Annotated in this window: 18 protein-coding genes and 1 pseudogene; 8 read left to right on the top strand and 11 right to left on the bottom strand. The window is 59.4% G+C overall.

From position 1 onward, the window contains the following. Positions 1 to 9: 9 nt before the first annotated feature. From arsH to AB4P92_RS27400, 4 genes are all read right to left on the bottom strand, one after another. On the bottom strand, positions 10 to 708 hold the full coding sequence (gene arsH / locus AB4P92_RS27415; protein WP_395598468.1) for an arsenical resistance protein ArsH: 699 nt from the start codon (positions 706 to 708) through the stop codon (positions 10 to 12). Positions 709 to 720: 12 nt separating this feature from the next. Continuing rightward, positions 721 to 1,191 (bottom strand): arsenate reductase ArsC, encoded by a 471-nt coding sequence (locus AB4P92_RS27410; protein WP_395598467.1) that lies wholly within the window; start codon positions 1,189 to 1,191, stop codon positions 721 to 723. A 26-nt stretch (positions 1,192 to 1,217) separates the two neighbouring features. Further along, a complete protein-coding gene (locus AB4P92_RS27405; protein ID WP_200611592.1) occupies positions 1,218 to 1,565 on the bottom strand; it encodes a metalloregulator ArsR/SmtB family transcription factor in 348 nt (115 codons plus the stop codon). A gap of 208 nt (positions 1,566 to 1,773) precedes the next feature. After that, a complete protein-coding gene (locus AB4P92_RS27400; RefSeq protein WP_042559611.1) occupies positions 1,774 to 2,658 on the bottom strand; it encodes a LysR family transcriptional regulator in 885 nt (294 codons plus the stop codon). A gap of 132 nt (positions 2,659 to 2,790) precedes the next feature. Between AB4P92_RS27400 and AB4P92_RS27395 the strand changes: the two genes are divergently transcribed. After that, positions 2,791 to 4,437, top strand: a complete 1,647-nt coding sequence (locus tag AB4P92_RS27395; protein WP_395598466.1) for a GMC family oxidoreductase — start codon at positions 2,791 to 2,793, stop codon at positions 4,435 to 4,437. A gap of 176 nt (positions 4,438 to 4,613) precedes the next feature. Beyond that, complete coding sequence (locus AB4P92_RS27390) at positions 4,614 to 6,236, top strand: MFS transporter (RefSeq protein WP_047301808.1); 1,623 nt, start codon at positions 4,614 to 4,616, stop codon at positions 6,234 to 6,236. A gap of 55 nt (positions 6,237 to 6,291) precedes the next feature. Here the strand turns inward: AB4P92_RS27390 and AB4P92_RS27385 are convergent, their stop codons facing one another. Further along, on the bottom strand, positions 6,292 to 6,660 hold the full coding sequence (locus tag AB4P92_RS27385) for a DUF427 domain-containing protein (RefSeq protein ID WP_395598465.1): 369 nt from the start codon (positions 6,658 to 6,660) through the stop codon (positions 6,292 to 6,294). Between the two features lie 186 nt (positions 6,661 to 6,846). Continuing rightward, on the bottom strand, positions 6,847 to 8,253 hold the full coding sequence (locus AB4P92_RS27380) for a serralysin family metalloprotease (RefSeq protein WP_395598464.1): 1,407 nt from the start codon (positions 8,251 to 8,253) through the stop codon (positions 6,847 to 6,849). Positions 8,254 to 8,531: 278 nt separating this feature from the next. Between AB4P92_RS27380 and AB4P92_RS27375 the strand changes: the two genes are divergently transcribed. From AB4P92_RS27375 to AB4P92_RS27365, 3 genes are all read left to right on the top strand, one after another. Next, positions 8,532 to 10,478, top strand: coding sequence for a DNA topoisomerase III (locus AB4P92_RS27375; RefSeq protein WP_042559616.1), 1,947 nt, complete (start codon positions 8,532 to 8,534; stop codon positions 10,476 to 10,478). Between the two features lie 48 nt (positions 10,479 to 10,526). Next, positions 10,527 to 11,030: a GNAT family N-acetyltransferase gene (locus AB4P92_RS27370; RefSeq protein ID WP_261737024.1), complete on the top strand. Its 504-nt coding sequence runs from the start codon at positions 10,527 to 10,529 to the stop codon at positions 11,028 to 11,030. Between the two features lie 509 nt (positions 11,031 to 11,539). Further along, a complete protein-coding gene (locus AB4P92_RS27365; RefSeq protein ID WP_042559618.1) occupies positions 11,540 to 11,869 on the top strand; it encodes a hypothetical protein in 330 nt (109 codons plus the stop codon). Between the two features lie 227 nt (positions 11,870 to 12,096). Here the strand turns inward: AB4P92_RS27365 and cynR are convergent, their stop codons facing one another. Then, positions 12,097 to 12,984 carry a transcriptional regulator CynR gene (gene cynR, locus AB4P92_RS27360; RefSeq protein WP_395598463.1) on the bottom strand — a complete coding sequence of 296 codons (888 nt, stop codon included), beginning with the start codon at positions 12,982 to 12,984 and terminating at the stop codon, positions 12,097 to 12,099. A gap of 121 nt (positions 12,985 to 13,105) precedes the next feature. Here cynR and cynS point away from each other — a divergent pair, with 121 nt between their 5' ends. Together cynS and AB4P92_RS27350 are read left to right on the top strand one after the other, a co-directional pair. Then, positions 13,106 to 13,573, top strand: a complete 468-nt coding sequence (gene cynS, locus AB4P92_RS27355) for a cyanase (RefSeq protein ID WP_395598462.1) — start codon at positions 13,106 to 13,108, stop codon at positions 13,571 to 13,573. A gap of 60 nt (positions 13,574 to 13,633) precedes the next feature. After that, entirely contained in the window at positions 13,634 to 14,287 is a 654-nt protein-coding gene (locus AB4P92_RS27350) for a carbonic anhydrase (RefSeq protein ID WP_395598461.1), read from the top strand. Positions 14,288 to 14,380: 93 nt separating this feature from the next. Here the strand turns inward: AB4P92_RS27350 and AB4P92_RS27345 are convergent, their stop codons facing one another. Both AB4P92_RS27345 and glsB read right to left on the bottom strand, forming a co-directional pair. Next, positions 14,381 to 15,883 carry an aldehyde dehydrogenase family protein gene (locus AB4P92_RS27345; RefSeq protein ID WP_395598460.1) on the bottom strand — a complete coding sequence of 501 codons (1,503 nt, stop codon included), beginning with the start codon at positions 15,881 to 15,883 and terminating at the stop codon, positions 14,381 to 14,383. Positions 15,884 to 16,083: 200 nt separating this feature from the next. Beyond that, entirely contained in the window at positions 16,084 to 16,992 is a 909-nt protein-coding gene (gene glsB, locus AB4P92_RS27340) for a glutaminase B (protein WP_047301820.1), read from the bottom strand. A 139-nt stretch (positions 16,993 to 17,131) separates the two neighbouring features. Between glsB and AB4P92_RS27335 the strand changes: the two are divergent. Beyond that, positions 17,132 to 17,239, top strand: a pseudogene (locus AB4P92_RS27335) (GFA family protein); the annotation flags it as partial. A gap of 313 nt (positions 17,240 to 17,552) precedes the next feature. Here AB4P92_RS27335 and AB4P92_RS27330 read toward each other — a convergent pair. Continuing rightward, positions 17,553 to 18,839 (bottom strand): ATP-binding protein, encoded by a 1,287-nt coding sequence (locus tag AB4P92_RS27330; RefSeq protein WP_273875396.1) that lies wholly within the window; start codon positions 18,837 to 18,839, stop codon positions 17,553 to 17,555. Then, complete coding sequence (locus AB4P92_RS27325; RefSeq protein ID WP_042559625.1) at positions 18,840 to 19,547, bottom strand: response regulator; 708 nt, start codon at positions 19,545 to 19,547, stop codon at positions 18,840 to 18,842. Between the last annotated feature and the right edge of the window lie 29 nt (positions 19,548 to 19,576).

Here is a 19,576-nt window from a genome sequence, read left to right as displayed (position 1 = left end):
GGTTTACGGTCAAATCGAGCGCTGATTGACCCGCGCCATCAGTTGCTCGGCGCTTTCCTTGCGTTCGGAGTAGCGATCAACCAGAAAGTCCTGGCGGTCGCGCAGCAACACGGTGAACTTCACCAGTTCTTCCATCACATCGACGACCCGGTCGTAATACGGCGAAGGTTTCATCCGCCCCGCTTCGTCGAACTCCATCCAGGCCTTCGGCACCGAGGATTGGTTGGGGATGGTGAACATGCGCATCCAGCGACCCAGCACGCGCAGTTGATTGACCACGTTGAACGACTGCGAGCCGCCGCAAACCTGCATCACTGCCAGGGTTTTGCCCTGAGTCGGGCGAACCGCGCCAAGTTCCAGAGGAACCCAGTCGATCTGCGCCTTGAACACCGCCGACATCGCGCCATGGCGTTCCGGCGAGCACCAGACCTGGCCTTCCGACCACAACACCAGTTCACGCAATTCCTGCACTTTCGGATGGTCGACCGGGACGTCGTCGGGCAGTGGCAAACCGGACGGATTGAAGATGCGCGTCTCGGCGCCAAAGTGCTCGAGCAGGCGCGCGGCCTCCTCTACCAGCAAGCGACTGAACGAGCGCTCACGGGTCGATCCGTAGAGCAACAGGATGCGTGGTTTGTGCTCGCCCGAGGCGAAGGCTGGCAAGCCTTCGAACAGGGTTGGATCAAGATTGGGCAAGTGGTCTGACATTGTCATGCCTCCTTAAAGCGTACCGATTCGGTCGAGTTCAAGTTTGAGTTCGTCGCGACTGAGGCGGTTGAAGGGCAGTTCGAGGAAGGCTTTGCAGCGTTGCTCGATGCGCGCCAACGTGGCGCGGAAAGCAGCGTCGATCGCCGCTTCGTCGCCCGTGACTTCGGACGGATCTTCCAGCCCCCAATGGGCCTTCAGTGCCGGGCCGAAGTACACCGGGCAGGTTTCACCGGCAGCCTTGTCGCAGACGGTGATGACGATGTCCGGCGGGTTGCTTTCGAAGGCGTCGTTACCCTTGCTGTACAAGCCATCGGTGGCAATGCCGGCCTGCTGCAAAGTCAAGAGACTGCGCGGCAAGACCTGGCCTTTGGGGAAACTTCCGGAACTCAGCGCCTCGAATCCCGAGGGCGCCAAGTGGTTGAACATCGCTTCACTGAGGATGCTGCGACAGCTATTGGCCGTGCACATGAACAGGATTCGCATGGGTCGCTCCAGCAGATATTAATGATTTAGCAGCACGCCGCTTCGCGGACAGGACGTCCATCCATCTTCTGCAAACGCGAGGCGTTGTCCTTGAGCCAATCGGCATTGGCTTTGCACGTCACTTGCAGGATCTCGTGCACCCAATCCGGCAGGTCCGGATTGAGGCGGTAATAAACCCATTGCCCCTGACGGCGATCGAGCAGAAGACCGTTGCTACGCAGTTGCGCCAGGTGACGGCTGATCTTTGGCTGACTGTCGTCGAGGGCGCACATCAGCTCGCAAACACACAACTCACCCTGATCAGCAATCAACAGGGTGGCGCGGACGCGGGTCTCGTCAGCCAGGCTTTTGAAGACATCGGTGGGCGTGATCATGGGATAGGCTTCGTACATATGGAAATTCGAATATACGGATATCCATATATTAATCAACCCTGGAATTTACACTCCAATCATTCCCGGACACTCATCCTGTGGGAGCGAGCCTGCTCGCGAAAGCGGTGGATCATTAAACATTAGCGTTGACTGACACGATGCCTTCGCGAGCAGGCTCGCTCCCACAGGGGAATTCAGGTTGGCTGGGTTATCCGAGCAACAACCCCTGCTCCGCCTCACACAACCCCACCACATAATCCCAAACCACCCGCAACCGCACCGACTTGTGCAATTCCCTTCGCGTGCTGATCCAGTAACTGCGCTCGATGCTCTCATCCGGCAGCAATGGCACCAGGTCCGGGTCGGGGGCCGCCATGTAGCACGGCAACACGGCGATGCCCAACCCCGAACGCGCCGCTTCCTGCTGAGCGATGACGCTGGTGCTATGGAAAACCACGCGAGGGCTGCGGCAGAAGCTGTTGAGGAACATCAGCTCCTGACTGAACAGCAAATCATCCACATAGCCAATCCACGCATGCCGCCCGAGGTCTTCGCGGCTGTGCAATGGCGGCGCGTTGTCGAGATAGCTTTGGCTGGCATAAAGCGCGAGGCGGTAGTCGGTGAGTTTGCGGGTGACCAGCATGTCCGCCGCCGGGCGCTCCAGATGAATGCTGATTTCCGCCTCGCGATTGAGGATGCTGACGAAGCGCGGCACCGCGACCAGCTCCACTTCCAGGCCCGGGTAACGCTCGAACAGACCGATCATGCGACTGGCGAGGAACTTGACGCCGAGACCTTCGGTGACACCGACGCGAATCTTGCCCAGTGGCGCGGTGGACTGGGTGATTTCTTCCTGGGCCAGCAACGCGACGTTTTCCATGGCTTCGGCGTGCTTTAGCAGCGCCTCCCCGGCCGGGGTCATTTCATAGCCTTGGGCGTGCTGAACGAACAGCGCAGTGCCAAGGCTTTTTTCGATGGCCTCGATGTGACGGGCGACCGTAGCGTGGGTGGTGTTCAGACGGCGGGCCGCGGTGAGCAAGCGTCCGCTGCGTTGCAGCTCGAGAAAAAACCGCAGGTCGTTCCAGTCGAACATGGCGTGTCCTTGTCAGCGAGGGTCATCAAGGCTGTTCGAAAACGCACAGCAGCTGCGCAAAAACTAACATTCTTTTAACGAAAGCTAACAACTAGAGTGTCCGACAATAAAAACAAAAAGCGAGGTCAGGGAATGCAGACTTCCCTCGATGAATACGATTACATCGTGGTCGGCGCAGGTCCCGCCGGGTGTTTGCTGGCCAATCGGCTGTCGGCTGATCCACAGCAGCGCGTGTTGCTGCTCGAAGCCGGCGGACGCGACAACTATGCCTGGATTCACATCCCCGTTGGCTACCTGTTCTGCATCGGCAACCCGCGCACCGATTGGTGCTTCAAGACTGAAGTGCAACCCGGTCTGCAAGGTCGCAGCCTGAGCTATCCGCGCGGCAAAGTGCTTGGCGGCTGTTCGTCCATCAACGGCATGATCTACATGCGTGGCCAGGCCAACGACTACGACGGCTGGGCGGCGGAAGGCAATCCCGGCTGGGCCTGGAACGACGTGCTGCCGCTGTTCAAGCAGAGCGAAAACCACTTTGCCGGCAGCGCTGAATTTCACGGTGCCAAGGGTGAATGGCGGGTTGAACAACAGCGCTTGTCGTGGCCGATTCTGGATGCCTTTCGCAGCGCCGCTGAACAAAGTGGGATTGCCTCTGTTGAGGACTTCAATCAGGGCGACAACGAGGGTTGCGGCTACTTTCAGGTCAATCAGAAGGCCGGCGTGCGCTGGAACGCGGCCAAAGCCTTTCTCAAACCGATACGTGACCGGGCGAATCTGACGGTGCTGACCGGGGTTGAGGTCGATCGTGTTTTGCTCAAGGACGGTCGCGCCTCTTCTGTCAGCGCGCGTCATGAAGGTCAGGTGAAACGCTTCAAGGCGCGCAAGGAGATCGTGTTGTGCGCCGGTTCGGTCGGCTCGCCGAACATTCTGCAGCGCTCCGGGATTGGCCCGCGACCATTACTGGAACGCCTCGGCATTGGCGTGATTCATGAGTTGCCGGGGGTTGGCGGTAATCTGCAGGATCACCTGCAACTGCGCCTGATCTACAAACTGGAAAACGCCCGCACCCTCAATCAGATCGCCGGCAGCGTGTGGGGCAAGATGGGCATGGGCCTGCGTTATCTGTACGACCGCAGCGGGCCGTTGTCGATGGCGCCGAGTCAGTTGGGCGCGTTTGCCCGCTCGGGGCCGGAGCAGACGTCGGCAAATCTTGAATACCACGTGCAGCCGCTGTCGCTGGAGCGCTTTGGCGAGCCGTTGCACAGCTTCCCGGCCTTCACCGCGTCGGTCTGTGATTTGCGCCCACAGAGCCGTGGCCGCATCGACATTCGCTCGGCGGATCCGCAAGAGGCGCCGCTGATCCAACCCAATTATCTGAGCCACCCCGAAGACCTGCGCGTGGCCGCCGACGCCATCCGCCTGACCCGACGTATCGTCAGCGCCCCTGCCCTGCAAGCGTTCAAACCGGTCGAGTATTTGCCGGGCGACAGCCTGCAAAGCGAAGAGCAACTGCACGAAGCGGCGGCGCGGATCGGCACGACGATTTTCCATCCGGTCGGCACCTGCCGCATGGGCAATGACGGCGAGGCGGTGGTCGATGCGCAGTTGCGCGTCCACGGCGTGCCCGGTTTGCGCATTGCCGACGCCTCGATCATGCCGAGGATCATCTCGGGCAACACCTGCTCGCCTACGCTGATGATTGCCGAGAAGGCCGCGCATCTGATCCTCAACCCACCGACTAGGATCTACACACCAACTTCGGAACTGGCCCAAACCCTGTAGGAGCTGCCGCAGGCTGCGATCTTTTGACTTTATTTTTTCAAGGTCAAAAGCAATGTCAAAAGATCGCAGCCTTCGGCAGCTCCTACAGGGAACCGCGTTAATTCAAAGCATCGCGCAGCACCCGGACAGGCAACACCAGTGGAACAACAAAAACAATCACTGTGAGGGATACCGATATGTCAGAACACGCTCAGCCGCTGGACGCCGCCTACAGCGCGCAAACCAGCCCGGATACACGCAAAGTCATCTTCGCTTCATCACTGGGAACGGTGTTCGAGTGGTATGACTTTTTCCTCTACGGCGCCCTAGCGGCGGTGATCAGCAAGCAGTTTTTCGCCGGAGTCAACGACACCACGGCGTTCATCTTTGCGCTGATGGCGTTTGCCGCCGGATTCATCGTGCGGCCATTCGGGGCACTGGTGTTCGGTCGGTTGGGGGACATGATCGGACGTAAATACACCTTCCTCGCGACCATCATTTTGATGGGCGTGGCGACGTTCTGTGTCGGCCTGTTGCCGACCTACGCCAGCATCGGCATCGCCGCGCCGATCATTCTGGTGGTGCTGCGCATGCTTCAGGGCCTGGCGCTCGGTGGCGAGTACGGCGGCGCCGCAACCTACGTGGCCGAACACGCGCCGATGGGCAAACGCGGGTTCCATACCAGCTGGATTCAGTCCACCGCGACCCTCGGCCTGCTGCTGTCGCTGCTAGTGGTGCTCGGTTGCCGTTATTTCACTGGCGATCAGTTTGAAGTGTGGGGCTGGCGGATTCCGTTCCTGCTGTCGATTGTGCTGCTGGGCATTTCCACCTGGATTCGCCTGAGCCTGCACGAGTCGCCGGCCTATCTGAAGATGAAAGAGGAAGGCAAAACTTCGAAGGCGCCGATCCGCGAATCCTTCGGCAAATGGGAAAACCTCAAAGTCGTGCTGATCGCGCTGTTCAGCATCAACGCCGGGCAAGCGGTGACCTTCTACGCGGCGCAGTTCTATGTGCTGTTCTTCCTCACCCAGTTTCTGAAAATGGATCCGGCGCTGGCCAACACCCTGCTGATTATCAGCGTGGTGATCGGCGCGCCGTTCTTCATTTTCTTTGGCTGGCTGTCGGACAAGGTCGGACGCAAACCGGTACTGATGCTCGGCCTGTTGCTGGCGACGGTGCTGTACTTCCCGATTTTCAAATCCCTCGCGCATTACGCCAACCCGGCGATCGATCAGGCCAGCCGTCAGGCGCCGATTACGGTGCTGGCCGACCCTGCGACATGCACCTTCCAGTTCGACCCGGTGGGCAAGGCGAAATTTGACAGCCCGTGCGACAAGGTCAAAACCTTCCTGGTCAAACAAGGCCTGCCCTACTCCAGCGCCGCCGCACCGGCCGGCAGCGCCGTACAGGTCAGTGTTGGCGACGTGAGAATCGACGGCTTCGATGAATCTGCCTTGCGCGGCGCAATCACCCTCGCCGGCTACCCGCAACAAGCCGATGTGCAGCAGACCAACAAACCGATGATCGTCGCCCTGATCGTAGCGCTGATCATCATCTCCGCCATGTGCTACGGCCCGCTCGCGGCGCTGATGGTCGAACTGTTCCCGACCCGCATTCGCTACACCTCGATGTCGCTGCCGTACCACATTGGCAACGGCTGGTTCGGCGGATTTCTGCCAACGGTATCGTTCGCGCTGGTGGTGTACACCGGGGATATCTTTTATGGCCTGTGGTACCCGGTGTTGATTACCGGGGTGAGCCTGGTGGTGGGGCTGATCTTTTTGCGGGAGACGAAGAATATCGATCTGGACAAGAACTGAAGTTAACGCCAGAACCATCGGTGGCGAGAGCGCTTGCTCTCTCGCCACCCTCTTTTCAGGCATCAGCCTTGATCACCTCAAACTTCACCTGATCCGGATAAAACGCCACATAGTCGCGGATCGGCGCCACCGAGACTTTTGGATTCTCGTAAGTCCACACCGCATTCCCCCCCTCATGCCCCGGCACCTGCAGGCTGAAGTAATTGGCGTCACCCTTGTACGGGCAGTAACTGGTGTGGTCGGTGCGGGCGAAGTACTTTTCGTCGATGTCTTCGCGGGGAACGTAGTACACGGGCGGATAGTTGGCTTCGTTCAGTACCAGCACGTGGGAGGACGCGGCGACCTGGATGCCGTGGAACTTCACCAGCAGGCAACCTGTAAGTTGTTCGAGGGAGATGACGGGGCTGGGGCCGGAGCTTTTCATGGGTTTCTCCAAGGACAAATGAACTGTGGCGAGGGAGCTCACTCCCGCTGGGCAGCGTAGCGGCCCCAAAATCAGCAATCGCAGTGTGTCAGGTATAACGCGATTTCTGAGTTTGCGACGGCTTCGCCGCCGAGCGGGAGCAAGCGCCCTCGCCACAAGTTCCGGACTGGCCCGTTTTACTTCAGATCAAGCAACAATATCCGTCATCACCGCCTGCCCCACTATGCCCACAGCAAAATCGACCTGCCCCTGCCCGGTCAAGTCAACCAGCAGTCCGGTCTGACCGTGCTGCGCTTGGTAAGTCAGGATTGCATCGCCCGCATGGCCGGTGAAACTGCTGACAAAAATCAACGTGGCGGCGCCACTTGCAAACTCGGCGATCCCCGAGAGGTCGATCTTGTCCAGGCCGCTTTTGAAATCCATGATCCAGTCCGGCTGGTTATTGGTCGAATCACTGGCAGCCCCGAACACGAAAGTGTCTGCACCCTCTCCGCCTACCAGCCTATCGCCACCACCGCCACCGTAAAGGATGTCGTCGCCGGCACCGCCAAACAGAGAGTTCGCCTTTGCGTTGCCGATCAACAGGTCATTGCCCGAACCGCCGACGGCGTTTTCCACCGTCACGCCGTAAGCGATCGAAACGTTGCCCACCAATCCTCCGACATCGGAGAACGAGCCCTCATTGAGATTGATTTTCTGGTTTTGGGTGAAACCGGAGAAGTTCAGCGTGTCATCGCCGCCACCGTCCCACACCGAGAACACCAGCTTCGACGACGCCGATGTCGCGCTGTAAAAATCACGCCCGGTGTTGGAGTAGAAACCGTACGTGGTGTTATCGGCGCGAGTCTCATAGTTGGCGCCATACAGTTTCTGCACGGCAACAATGTCGTCCATTAACGGCGCAGAAGCGTAGGCACCGCTGCCATCCTTGCTGAAGTCCTGCTCGGTGTTGGTTTCACTCCAGTAGCTCATCAGGCTATAGCCGCGGGTGTCTTCGGCGTATTTAGCGTCGCCGTAGGTCGGGTTGCCGTTACCGGCGTTGTAGGCACCGGGGTGCGACAGGCCGAGGGTGTGACCGATTTCGTGGGTCAAGGTCTGGCGACCATAGTTGCCGTTATCCGGCGTCTTGTTGACCTGGTACTGACTGTTGATCAGATACCACGATTGGCCGTCATAGCTGCCGCCGCTCGGCAGGTAAGCGAACGCGGCGCCACCGGTGCTGACGTCATAATTGCCGAACGTCATGTGACCGTCGCCGCCCTTGCCTTCGGTGAACGTGACGTTGGCGACGTCGGCCCAGGACTGCATGGCCAGCACGGCCTGAGCTTTCTGCTGGGCACTGAATTCGCCGAAATTGCCAAGCTTCGGATTGTAGTTCGCCGGTTTTTCGGTCAGAAAGGCGTAGCTGAGGTCGATCTTGCCGTCAGCGTTTTTATCGCCCCACGACAGGCCTTTGCGCAGGATTTCGTCAGCAGCTTGATCAGCGGTGAACGAGGGCTTGCCATTGATCAGCCCGACGCCGCGGTCGTACAGATGACTGAAGGTGTCGATTTGGTCGTAGGCGCTGCTGGTTTTGGATTTGGCTTGAGCCATGGATGGACTTCCTTGTTTCAGAGTAGTCAGTTTTCGACAGACCGCGGCGATCTTCTGGCGAGATCGTCCTGTCACTCGCGTGGTTGAATCGCCAAAAAACCTGACACAGGCACAGACAGGGCGCTAATCGATTTTTCGATAGTGCTGGACCCGTCCCCGGAAAGCCCGTCATTTCCGGCAATCCTTTTTATCTGTATATCCATACAGATAAAAGTTGCCCCTGGGCGTAAGTGCGGCCATTCTGTGCACCTCTTCGGACATTGATCGACGTGGTAGTTATGCGGCTGTACCTCTGTGAAAAACCTTCCCAGGCCAAAGACATTGCGGCCGTCCTCGGTGCCAAGCGCCGGGGCGACGGCTGCTGGCTGGGAACAGACGTCACGGTGACCTGGTGCATCGGCCATTTGCTGGAAACCGCTCCGCCGGACGCCTACGACGCGCGCTACAAGCGCTGGGTACTGGCGGATCTGCCGATCATTCCGGACAAATGGAAAATGACCGTCAAGCCGCGAACTGCCAGTCAGTACAAAGCCGTCAAACGCCTGCTCGGCGAGGCCAGCGAACTGATCATCGCCACCGACGCCGACCGTGAGGGCGAGATGATTGCCCGGGAACTGGTCGAGCATTGCCGCTATCGCGGGCCGATCCGCCGCTTGTGGCTGTCGGCACTGGACGAGGCGTCGATTCGCAAGGCCTTGGCCGCGTTGAAGCCAGGTGCCGAGACGTTCAGCCTGTATCACTCGGCACTGGGCCGCTCCCGGGCGGATTGGCTGATCGGCATGAACATGAGCCGCCTGTTCACCCTGCTCGGTCGGCAGTCGGGCTATCAAGGTGTGTTGCCGGTCGGTCGAGTACAGACACCGACATTGCGCCTGGTGGTGGATCGCGATCGCAGCATCGCCGACTTCGTGCCGGTGCCGTTTTGGGCGATCGACGTGCAACTGCTGCACAACGGCACGCCGTTCACCGCGCAATGGCGCGCGCCGTCGGACGTCTGTGATGATCAGGATCGTTGTTTGAATCAGGCACTCGCGCAACAAGCAGCCGCCGCGATCGCCAGCGCCGCCACTGCTCGGGTCGTCAAGCTACGCACCGAGCGCATGCGTGAAGTGGCGCCCCTGCCTTTCGACCTCGGTACGTTGCAGGAAGTCTGCTCAAAAAAACTCGGCCTCGGTGCGCAGGAAACCCTCGACATCGCCCAGGCACTCTACGAAACCTACAAAGTCGTCACCTATCCGCGCAGCGATTGCGGTTTTCTGCCGCTGAGCCAGCACGGTGAGGCACCTGGGATTCTCGCGGCATTGCGTCAGGCCGACCCGAGTCTCGAAGCGCTGCAAGGCTTTCTAGAGCCGCAACGTCGCTCCCGGGCGTGGAACGACAGCAAGGTCACCGCGCACCACGGCATCATCCCGACCGCTGCGGCGAAAAACCTTGAACGCCTCACGGGCAAGCACCGCGCGGTCTACACACTCATCCGCGCGCGGTATCTGGCGCAGTTTTTACCCAACCATGAATACGACCGCACCCAGGCTGATTTCGATTGCGCCGGTGAAGCGTTGCGTGCAGTCGGTAAGCAGATCATCGAACCGGGCTGGAAGCGCGCACTGCCCGAGGCACTAGCACCGACCAAGGGCCGTGAAGCGCCGGCACCGCAAACCTTGCCGACGCTTGGCCAGGGTATCGATTGCGCCGTTGCTGATGTAAAGCTCAAGGATTTGTGGACGCAGCCACCCAAGCCCTACACCGAAGGCGATCTGATCAAGGCGATGAAAAACGTTGCCAAACTGGTGGAAGATCCGCTGCTCAAACAGAAGCTCAAGGACACGACCGGTATCGGCACCGAAGCCACCCGTGCATCGATCATTCAGGGTTTGCTCGATCGCGGTTATCTGGTGAAAAACGGCAAGGCACTTGCGGCAACACCGGCGGCGTTCAGTCTGATCGACGCCGTCCCACGAGCGATTGCCGACCCCGGCACCACGGCGATCTGGGAGCAAGCGCTGGACATGGTGCAGAGCGGTGAGATGAGTCTGGAAGAATTCGTCACCAAGCAAGCGGCGTGGATGAGCAAGCAGGTGACTCGCTGTTCCGGCCTGAGCCTGACCATCAGCGGCCCACCGCCTGCCGGCAAGGCTGCTACGCCGTGGAAGAACAAGCGCAAATCGACGCGCAGCAAATCAACCGGCACAACCAAACGCACGGCGAAACCGGCAGCCAAAAAGTAAAACGCGCTACTGTTCCTGAAAGGTTCATCACCCTCAGGAACCCAAAGCATGCCTGACATCGAACTCCACCCCGCCCAGCGTGACGAACTGCAAATCATCGAAAACCTGATGCAGTTCTACATGTACGACTTCAGCGAATGGCTACCGCTGAAGCTCGCTGGGCATGGCTTCTTCGCCCTCCAGCCAAAAGACGCTTACTGGCGCCACCCGGCCACCCGACCCTTTCTGATCCGCGTCGATGGCGAACTCGCCGGCTTCATCACGGTGGATGAAGATACCCACATCGACGGCGCCGAATTCAATATCGGCTACTTCTTCGTCACCCGGCGCATGCGTGGCCAAGGCGTCGCGCAGTTTGTCGTCTCTGCCCTCTTGAGCCAAATCCCCGGTCGGTGGCAGATTTTCCATATCGACGCCAACCTGCCTGCACAACACTTCTGGGCCAGGCTGATGCCAGAATTGGCCGGCGTCGAATTCACCTTGAGCCACCGCGATGTAGACGGTTACCCGTGCACCTTCTACACCCTGCGCAGCCCCGTTTCCGTTGCCTGAACGGATCCGTTCTCATTCCAAAACAGCTTTGTCCGACAATATGTAGTGCTCAAAAATAATCACTACAAAACCGTTGACGGCGTCGTTTTGCTTTTGCATGATGAAGACGTTCCCCGATCGGGAACACGGGTAACACGCTTGAGCAAACTCGTCTGACCGCCGAGTTGTTTTTTCCGGATACACGCTGCCCACAAGGCAGATTGAAGAAGCTGACCTGGCCTGAACGTCCAGTACAAGGACGAGAAGCGCTGGCGAAAATTCTCAAGACGCTTGTGGTCGACCCTGAAAACGTCGACAAGGGCCTCCCGGTTTTCGCTGCTTCTCCTCGTTGTGACGCTATCGCGTAGCAGTTATTCAACACGACTACATGCAACAGATGCACGACCCCGTATTTCAAACGGGCGACCGCTGACGTCCTGGTTTCGGTGCCAGGGATCAACTAACCGATGGGCTACCTGTATTAGCGAATCAACTTAGAAAGATCACCAAACTGGTCAAGGGGCAAAATCATGAATCTGAACAATCAACCTACTATCGAAGAACTGGCTCGTATGTTCGCTGCGCAAAAAGACAGCCTCGACAGCCATATTCTGTGGATCAGCAAATCGGGCCAAGTGCACATCGACTGCCTGGCGCCCCACGCTGGCGAAGAAGAGTTCGACCGCAACAATCAGAACCTGCTGGCCCGCCTGAAGATGTACCGCCGCGGCCAAGGTTATGTCGGCAAAAAAGCCGCGGCCGACAAGGACTTCATCGGTAATGTTCTACAGACGCTGAAACAAGCGTGGGACTCGATGCAGAACAAGAATGAAGTTCGGGTGATTGATCGGTTCTGCTGATTTACAACTTAAATAACAAGAGGGCCTACTTCCAGTGATGGAGCAGGCCCTTTTTTGTGTATGGCGTAAGCTTTGTGGTGTTAGTTAAATCTATCCCCTCACCAGCCCTCTCCCGGAGGGAGAGGGAGCCGATCTCGAGCGTGCTTGCGATATACAAACTTCAATATTTCAGGTCGCTGCATTAGCCACCAACACCTCGGTCAGTCCCCTCTCCCTCCGGGAGAGGTTTAGGGTGAGGGGCTTCCCATGCTCAACACCAGTTCCACAAACGCCACCGCCGCCGCACTGTGATAATTATTCCTGCGCCGCAACAACGCCGCCCCCCGCTGCGGCGCTTCGCTTTCTACCCGCAGCCTGCGCAAAGCGCGATCCTCAGTCGCAATCGCCTCCGGCAACATCGTCGCAATCGGCGAATGTCGCACCACCTCCAGCAGCGTACTGACCGAATTCACTTCAATACGCACCTTGGGCGTGATGCCGTGCTGACGGAAATACTCATCCACCGATAAGCGCGTGATGTAGTCCGGCGCCAGCAAGGCAAAATCCAGCTGTGCGATGTCATCCGGTGTCAGCCTCAACGTACTGTCGTACAACGGGTGCTCGCGCCCGACCATGATTCCCAATGCTTCGGTGAACGCCGGAATACATTCAAGATCCGCATTGCGCACCGGGGTGAAGGCAATGGCGATATCCAGCGAGTCATCCGCCAGACCCGCCTCAATGTCATCCATCGACAACTCGAAAATTTCCAGATGAATCCCCGGAAATAGCGCCATGTAGTCGCGCACCAGCGGCCCGACCAGATACGCCATGAACGTCGGCGTCATGGCCAGACGCAAGGTGCCACGCGACAGATCCTTCACGTCATGCAGCGCCCGCTTGCCCGCCTCCAACTCCACCAGCACCCGCCGCGCGCATTCGATATAGGCCTCGCCGGCATCGGTCGGCTTGACCGATCGTGAGGTGCGATCAAACAGGTTCACCCCCAAGGTTTCCTCGAGCTGGCGAATCTGTTGCGACAGCGTCGGCTGCGAGACATGCAGCGCTTCAGCAGCGCGGGTGAAGCCGCCGTGATCGGCAACGGCGAGCAGATAACGCAAATGTCTTAACAGCATCGGGCAGACCATCTATAGGCAAGGCTTATGCAAAGCATTGTATATAGGTCTTGGACGCTATGGGCCAATCGGCAGAAGATCAATCCCACACAGCAAGCCATCCCCTGAAAGGAGTGACACCATGCAACAGTCCCACGCCTACAACGACACCAGCCTGGCCCTGACCACCCGCATTCTCGACGCCAAGGCACGCAAAAATCTGTCGTGGCAGGATCTCACCGACGGCACCGGCCTGAGCCTGGCGTTCGTCACCGCCGCCCTGCTGGGCCAGCACCCACTGCCGGAAAACGCTGCCCAAGTCGTCGGCGACAAACTTGAGCTGGATGCAGCCGATGTATCAGCGATGCAGATCATCCCGTTGCGCGGCAGCCTCAGCGGTGTGCCGACCGATCCGACCATCTACCGTTTCCACGAGATGATCCAGATCTACGGCACCACCCTCAAAGCCCTGGTTCATGAGCAATTCGGCGACGGCATCATCAGCGCGATCAACTTCAAACTGGACATCACGAAAGTCGAAGACCCGGAAGGCGGTTCCCGCGCCGTGGTCACCCTCGACGGCAAGTTCCTGCCCCTGCGTCCGTTCTGATGCGCCCCGGGCCGCACCTCGCGTGCGGGCCCACCGATCTCCATTGAAGAGGACATGCACATGAAAGCCCTGATCGACGGTTTCCTGAAGTTCCAGAACGAAGCCTTCCCGCAACGCACCGAACTGTTCAAACACCTGGCGACCACCCAACAGCCCGGCACATTATTCATCACCTGTTCCGACAGCCGTGTCGTGCCGGAACTGCTGACCCAGCAAGAACCCGGCGAGCTGTTTGTGATCCGCAATGCCGGCAATATCGTGCCGTCCTACAGCCCGCATCCAGGTGGGGTTTCGGCGACGGTGGAATACGCCGTGGCGGTGCTCGGCGTCACCGACATTGTGATCTGCGGCCACTCGGACTGCGGTGCGATGACGGCGATTGCCCAGTGCAAATGCATGGATCACCTGCCCGCCGTCAGCGGTTGGCTGCAGCATGCCGAGTCGGCGAAAGTGGTGAATGAGGCGCGGCCGCATGCCAGTGAGGCGGCGAAATTGAGTTCGATGGTGCGCGAAAACGTGATCGCGCAATTGGCGAATATCCAGACCCATCCGAGTGTGCGCCTGGCGCAGGAGAAAGGCCTGCTGAATTTGCATGGCTGGGTGTACGACATCGAGACCGGCTCGATTGATGCGTTGTCCTCGGACCGCCGCACCTTTGTACCGCTGGCCGAGCAACCGGCAGTTTGCGCAGTTCAAGCAAAATCCGCTGCCTGAATAGACGCCTGTAGGAGCTGCCGAAGGCTGCGATCGTTTGATCTGGCCTTTAAAGATCGCAGCCTGCGGCAGCTCCTACACAAGGTATGCCGTTCAGCGTTTTACGGTGAGATCCGTTTGAGTCATGCGACTGCGGACAGTAAATACGCCATCCCCCGAAAGGATCGCACTGCGCGCAAACAACCGCCCGCTCTCCCAGTTCGAAAGCCCCAGTTCCGGCTTGTTCAGGGCGTATTGACCATCGACCCAACGGGTGATGCCGTTGCCCACGAACGGTGCGTTGACTGCGCTGTAAAAACGCTCCTGAACCTGCGCACTTTCACTGATCAGCGACACGGTAAATTGCGGGCTATAACGGTTGAACAGCGCAATCGCCTGATCCAGATCTTCAACGATCATCAGGCTGACTTCCGGCGTTTCCTCCCATTCCCACTCGCGACCCAACGCAGGTTCCGCCAGTGGTTCGGCCAGCGCTTCAGTCTGATAACCCTCAGCGCGATAAACCTGCACCGTCGCGTTCTGCCATTCGGTCGGCAGGCAGTTTTCACTGCCTTCGACGATGTGCAACTTGCAGCCCTGCCCGCGTGCGTTGCCGGCCTGTTGCAACGCGTCAAGGAACAGCGGCACCAGTTCAGCAGCACGTTCGCGCTGAATCAGGCAGACATTCAGGGTGTTGCAGACCTTGCGATCCAGCGAGTTGCGCACCACTGCCGCGAAGCGCTGAGCGTCAGCGTCTCGATCGGCAATCAACCACGCACCACCGGTGCCATGCAGACTGACCGCAGTCCCCGCCTGCTGCGCAATGCTGCCCAACTGACTGACCGCACGCCCCGATCCGCGAGCCACCGCCAGCGACAGGCGCCGATCAGCAAACATCGCCCACCCGGCTGCGTGATTGACGCTCTCCACCAACGACACAGCCCCGACCGGAAGACCCGCCGCCGCCAGCGCCGGGTTCAAAGCGTGAGTGACGATGGCTTGCGCCGTGCCCAACGCATCACTGCCAATTCGCAGCACCGCAGTGTTGCCGGTGCGCAGAACCCCGGCAGCATCGGCAAATACATTCGGGCGACCTTCGAAAACAAACGCGACAATGCCCAGTGGCGAAACCACTTGCTCGACCTTCCAGCCGTCGTGCTCGACGCTGCTGATGACTTTGCCGCGCGTCGGTGGTGCATCACGCCAGGCCCGCAGACCGGCAATCATGTCGCGGCGCATGCGCTCATCGGCGAGCAGCCGTGTAGTGGAGCGTCCGCGAGCCTTGGCACGCTCGATATCGGAGAGGTTGGCGGCTTCGATCTGCGCCCAGCATTCGGCAGTTTCCAGACGTTGCGCGAACAGATCGAAGAATTGGCTGATCGCCTCGTCCGACACCGCCGACAATGCGCTAAACGCCGCAGCCGCGCGCTCGATAGCAACAGAAGCCGCTTGTTGATCCACCACCGAAATCAGCAATAACTCGCCACTCACCTGCTCCACCAAAAGGTGGTCACCGGGCTGAAAACGCGCAGCCAGTTCGGGGCTGACCACAGTGACGCGGTTACCAGCGAAAGGGATCGGCGTGCCAGCGACTAGACGTTCGAGCGCAAGAGACATGAAGCGGATTCACCATGCAGAGGGCGGTCGGAAAATGTATAGGATTCTTCGCTGAAATACACCTTCTGCAAACATGACTAACCCTGTGGGAGTTGGCTTGCGAGCAATGAGGCCGGCACATTCAAAATTGATGTTGCCTGATCCGCCGCCATCGCTGGCAAGCCAGCTCCCACAGGTTTTTCAGCGTTCGTGCCATAGGGTTAAAACACCGACCAGCCAATCCGCGAACTGAGCATCTCCAGCGCCGCCATCCCCGCCAGCGAATTGCCCGCGGCATTCAGCTCAGGCGACCACACGCACACCGTGAATTGCCCCGGCACTACCGCGACGATCCCGCCGCCGACGCCGCTTTTCCCTGGCAGACCGACGCGATAGGCGAAGTTGCCCGCCTCGTCGTAAAGACCACTGGTGGCCATGATCGAGTTGACCTGCTGAGTCTGACGCCGAGTCAGAATCTGTTCACCGCTGTGTTTGCAATAACCGTCATTGGCCAGAAAGCAAAACGCCCGGGCCAGATCGATGCAGTTCATGCGCAGGGCGCAGTGGCTGAAGTAACTGCGCAGCACCGCTTCGACGTCGTTGTGGAAATTGCCGAAGGACTGCATCAGGTAAGCCATCGCCGCATTGCGCGCGCGATGCTGATATTCGGAGTCGGCGACTTTGCCGTCGATCATGATCTGCGGGTTGCCCGACAGACGCCGGACGAAGTCACGCATCGATAGGGTCGGTGCGGCGAAACGCGACTGGTTGATATCGCAGATCACCAGCGCTCCAGCGTTGATGAACGGGTTGCGTGGGCGCCCGCGCTCGAATTCCAGCTGCACCAGCGAGTTGAACGGCTGGCCGGACGGCTCATGGCCAAGGCGTTCCCAGATCGCTTCGCCAGAATGATCGATGGCCTGCACCAGGCTGAACACCTTGGAAATACTCTGCACCGAAAACGGCGTTTCGGCGTCGCCAGCGCAATACATCTCGCCATCATTGCCGTACACGGCGATGCCCAATTGATTGGCCGGCACGGTGCCGAGGGCGGGAATATAGTCAGCCACCTTGCCCTGCCCGATCAGCGGCCGGACAGCGTCAAGGATCTCGTTCAACAGCGCTTGCATGCCGGGTTCCGAAGTCTCGCCCCATGGGATTGCGGGGACACAGGGGCTAGACGCTGCGGGCACGCGTCGAATCACACCGGCAGGCCCCCGGCAGAATGATCCAGGCTCAAGCGCTCAACCCTGCTATCGGAGAGCACCCATGCACCTCGAAGGCTCCTGCCATTGCGGCGAGGTTTCATTCAGCCTCACCAGTGCCCACACCTACCCTTATCAACCCTGCTATTGCTCGATCTGCCGCAAGATTCAATTCGAGCGTTACCCTGAAGAGTCCATCGCCCACTGGCATGAACGCTTCGGGCTGACCCAATAAAAATTTCCGGAAGTCGCCTCCATCCCCTGTTGGAGCTGGCTTGCCAGCGATAGCGGTGAACCAGTCGACATCAATGTTGCAGATCCCGGCCTCATCGCTGGCAAGCCAGCTCCCACAGGGGAACGCGTTTCAACTGTAGGAGTGAGCCCGCTCGCGACGGGGTCAGCACAGGCACGCAAGCCATCCCGATACACCTACAAATCCTGTGGGAGCTGGCTTGCCAGCGATAAGGCCGTTACAGCCAACAGCATTAATCCAGATGCGCCCACGTCATCCGAAACGACGCTCCGCCCCACGGCGAATCGCCGACGTCAACCTGTCCGCCATGGGACTGCGACACCCGCCGCACCAGCGCCAGCCCCAATCCAAAACCACCGGTACGTCGATCGCGGCTGGCATCCAGCCGCGAGAACGGTTCGAAAATCTTCTCCCGGCCATGGACCGGTACGCCGGGCCCGTCGTCGTTGACCCGCACTTCGTAACAGTCCCCGGTGCGCATCAGCGTCACTTCGACGCGCTGCTCGGCATAGCGAATGGCATTGCGCAGCAGGTTGATCACTGCCCGCGCCATGAAGCGCGGTTCGATGCGCACCGTGTCGAGCCGGCACTCACCGATCAACAACTGCACCCCCGCTGCTTCCGCCTCCAGCGCCACGCTGCCGACGACGCTATCGAGCCAATTGGCCGCCTGGATGTTCTCGCGCTTGATCACCGTCGCACCCCGCTCAAGGCTGGCGTAGGTGAGCAGTTCCGAAACCATTTCCTCCAACTCGCCAAGGTCGGCGTACATGTCGGCAATCAGTTCGCGGTTCTGACTGGCGTCCGGCAACTGCTTGAGCTGGTCGAGTTCGAACGACAGCCGTGCAATCGGCGTGCGCAGCTCGTGGGAGACGGCGTTGGTCAGTTCACGCTGATTGGCGATCAGGCCTTCGATGCGCGCCGCCATCAAGTTGAAGTGCTCGGCCAGATCGCGGATGTTCGAGCGTTTGGACAACTGAATGCGTGCCGACAGATCGTTGTCGCCAAAACGCTCTGCCGCCAGACGCAGTTTCTCCAGGTCACGCCAGTGCGGGCGCACCCAGAAAAACAGGACAATGCCGATCAACACCGCCAGCATCCCGTAAGCCGCGGCGATGTAGAACGGCATCAGGCTCGGTTCTGGCGGGAGTTTGATGCTGAGCACCTGCGAACCGCCGTCAATGTTGCTGATGAACTGGGTGTAGCTGTCGCGGATCACCAGCACATTCTGCGCCAACTGGACTTTTTCCTCTGGCGTCAGGGCCAGTTGATCGGCCTCAACCAGTTTCAGTGACAGGCCGTAATGTGGCCGCAAGCTCTCCAGTTGCTGCTCACGATCGGCGCCCTGGCGCCCGCGCAAATGGTCCACCAATGACCACGCCTGACCGCGCACAGCCTCGCGGTTGTAGGCCTGCATCTGGTTGTCGAGCAACGCGTTGAAAGTGTGTTCGACTGTCTGCAACGCCAGCACCAGACCGACCGTCATCACCAGAAACAGCCCGAGGAATAACCGCAGCATCTACAACTCCCACGCAAACGGATTGAACAGATAACCTTTGCCCCACACGGTCTTGATGCACACCGGTTCGCGAGGGTTGTCCTTGAGCTTGTTGCGCAGCTTGCTGATGTAGACGTCGACGCTGCGATTGAGCCCATCAAAGGCAATACCGCGCATGCGATTGAGGATGTCATCGCGTGACAGCGTATTGCCGGCGGCACTGGCCAGCAGCCACAGCAGCTCGAATTCCATGGTGGTCAGTTCGATGATCTCGCCCGCCAATCGCACTTCGCGGCAACTGCGATCAATGCTCAACTGACCGAATTCGAGGAAATGCACCACACTGCTGTCCGGTACCTGCCGGCGCTGCAAGGCGCGCAATCGGGCCAGCAGCACCGGCGGCTTGATCGGTTTGATCACGTAGTCATCAGCACCGGACTCCAGGCCGAGAATATGATCGAGGTCGTCTTCCTTGGCCGTCAGGATGACAATCGGCGTGTCCGACACACTGCGTATTTCCCGGCACACATGCAGACCGCTCTGCCCCGGCAGCATCAGGTCGAGCACCACGACTTTGGGTCTGAACTCCAGAAAAGCCGCCACGGCCAGATCACCGCGATGCACCGTGCGCACCTCGTAGCCATGTTGTTCGAGGAAGTGGGCGATCAGCGTGGCGAGGCGCTCATCGTCTTCCACCAGCAGGACTTTGCCAAAACCCAGGTTATCCATAACGACCATCTGCCAACCGTCTGTGAAGT

Origin of the sequence: Pseudomonas sp. A0308 (assembly GCF_044218815.1) — a bacterium.
Lineage (GTDB): Bacteria > Pseudomonadota > Gammaproteobacteria > Pseudomonadales > Pseudomonadaceae > Aquipseudomonas > Aquipseudomonas iridis.
This window is presented reverse-complemented; position numbering and strand designations above follow the sequence as displayed.

What these genes read in the sequence shown, in the direction of transcription:
- arsH (WP_395598468.1), bottom strand. Translation starts at nt 708, where the DNA reads ATGTCAGACCACTTGCCCAATCTTGATCCAACCCTGTTCGAAGGCTTG.
- AB4P92_RS27410 (WP_395598467.1), bottom strand. Translation starts at nt 1,191, where the DNA reads ATGCGAATCCTGTTCATGTGCACGGCCAATAGCTGTCGCAGCATCCTC.
- AB4P92_RS27405 (WP_200611592.1), bottom strand. Translation starts at nt 1,565, where the DNA reads ATGATCACGCCCACCGATGTCTTCAAAAGCCTGGCTGACGAGACCCGC.
- AB4P92_RS27400 (WP_042559611.1), bottom strand. Translation starts at nt 2,658, where the DNA reads ATGTTCGACTGGAACGACCTGCGGTTTTTTCTCGAGCTGCAACGCAGC.
- AB4P92_RS27395 (WP_395598466.1), top strand. Translation starts at nt 2,791, where the DNA reads ATGCAGACTTCCCTCGATGAATACGATTACATCGTGGTCGGCGCAGGT.
- AB4P92_RS27390 (WP_047301808.1), top strand. Translation starts at nt 4,614, where the DNA reads ATGTCAGAACACGCTCAGCCGCTGGACGCCGCCTACAGCGCGCAAACC.
- AB4P92_RS27385 (WP_395598465.1), bottom strand. Translation starts at nt 6,660, where the DNA reads ATGAAAAGCTCCGGCCCCAGCCCCGTCATCTCCCTCGAACAACTTACA.
- AB4P92_RS27380 (WP_395598464.1), bottom strand. Translation starts at nt 8,253, where the DNA reads ATGGCTCAAGCCAAATCCAAAACCAGCAGCGCCTACGACCAAATCGAC.
- AB4P92_RS27375 (WP_042559616.1), top strand. Translation starts at nt 8,532, where the DNA reads ATGCGGCTGTACCTCTGTGAAAAACCTTCCCAGGCCAAAGACATTGCG.
- AB4P92_RS27370 (WP_261737024.1), top strand. Translation starts at nt 10,527, where the DNA reads ATGCCTGACATCGAACTCCACCCCGCCCAGCGTGACGAACTGCAAATC.
- AB4P92_RS27365 (WP_042559618.1), top strand. Translation starts at nt 11,540, where the DNA reads ATGAATCTGAACAATCAACCTACTATCGAAGAACTGGCTCGTATGTTC.
- cynR (WP_395598463.1), bottom strand. Translation starts at nt 12,984, where the DNA reads ATGCTGTTAAGACATTTGCGTTATCTGCTCGCCGTTGCCGATCACGGC.
- cynS (WP_395598462.1), top strand. Translation starts at nt 13,106, where the DNA reads ATGCAACAGTCCCACGCCTACAACGACACCAGCCTGGCCCTGACCACC.
- AB4P92_RS27350 (WP_395598461.1), top strand. Translation starts at nt 13,634, where the DNA reads ATGAAAGCCCTGATCGACGGTTTCCTGAAGTTCCAGAACGAAGCCTTC.
- AB4P92_RS27345 (WP_395598460.1), bottom strand. Translation starts at nt 15,883, where the DNA reads ATGTCTCTTGCGCTCGAACGTCTAGTCGCTGGCACGCCGATCCCTTTC.
- glsB (WP_047301820.1), bottom strand. Translation starts at nt 16,992, where the DNA reads ATGCAAGCGCTGTTGAACGAGATCCTTGACGCTGTCCGGCCGCTGATC.
- AB4P92_RS27330 (WP_273875396.1), bottom strand. Translation starts at nt 18,839, where the DNA reads ATGCTGCGGTTATTCCTCGGGCTGTTTCTGGTGATGACGGTCGGTCTG.
- AB4P92_RS27325 (WP_042559625.1), bottom strand. Translation starts at nt 19,547, where the DNA reads ATGGATAACCTGGGTTTTGGCAAAGTCCTGCTGGTGGAAGACGATGAG.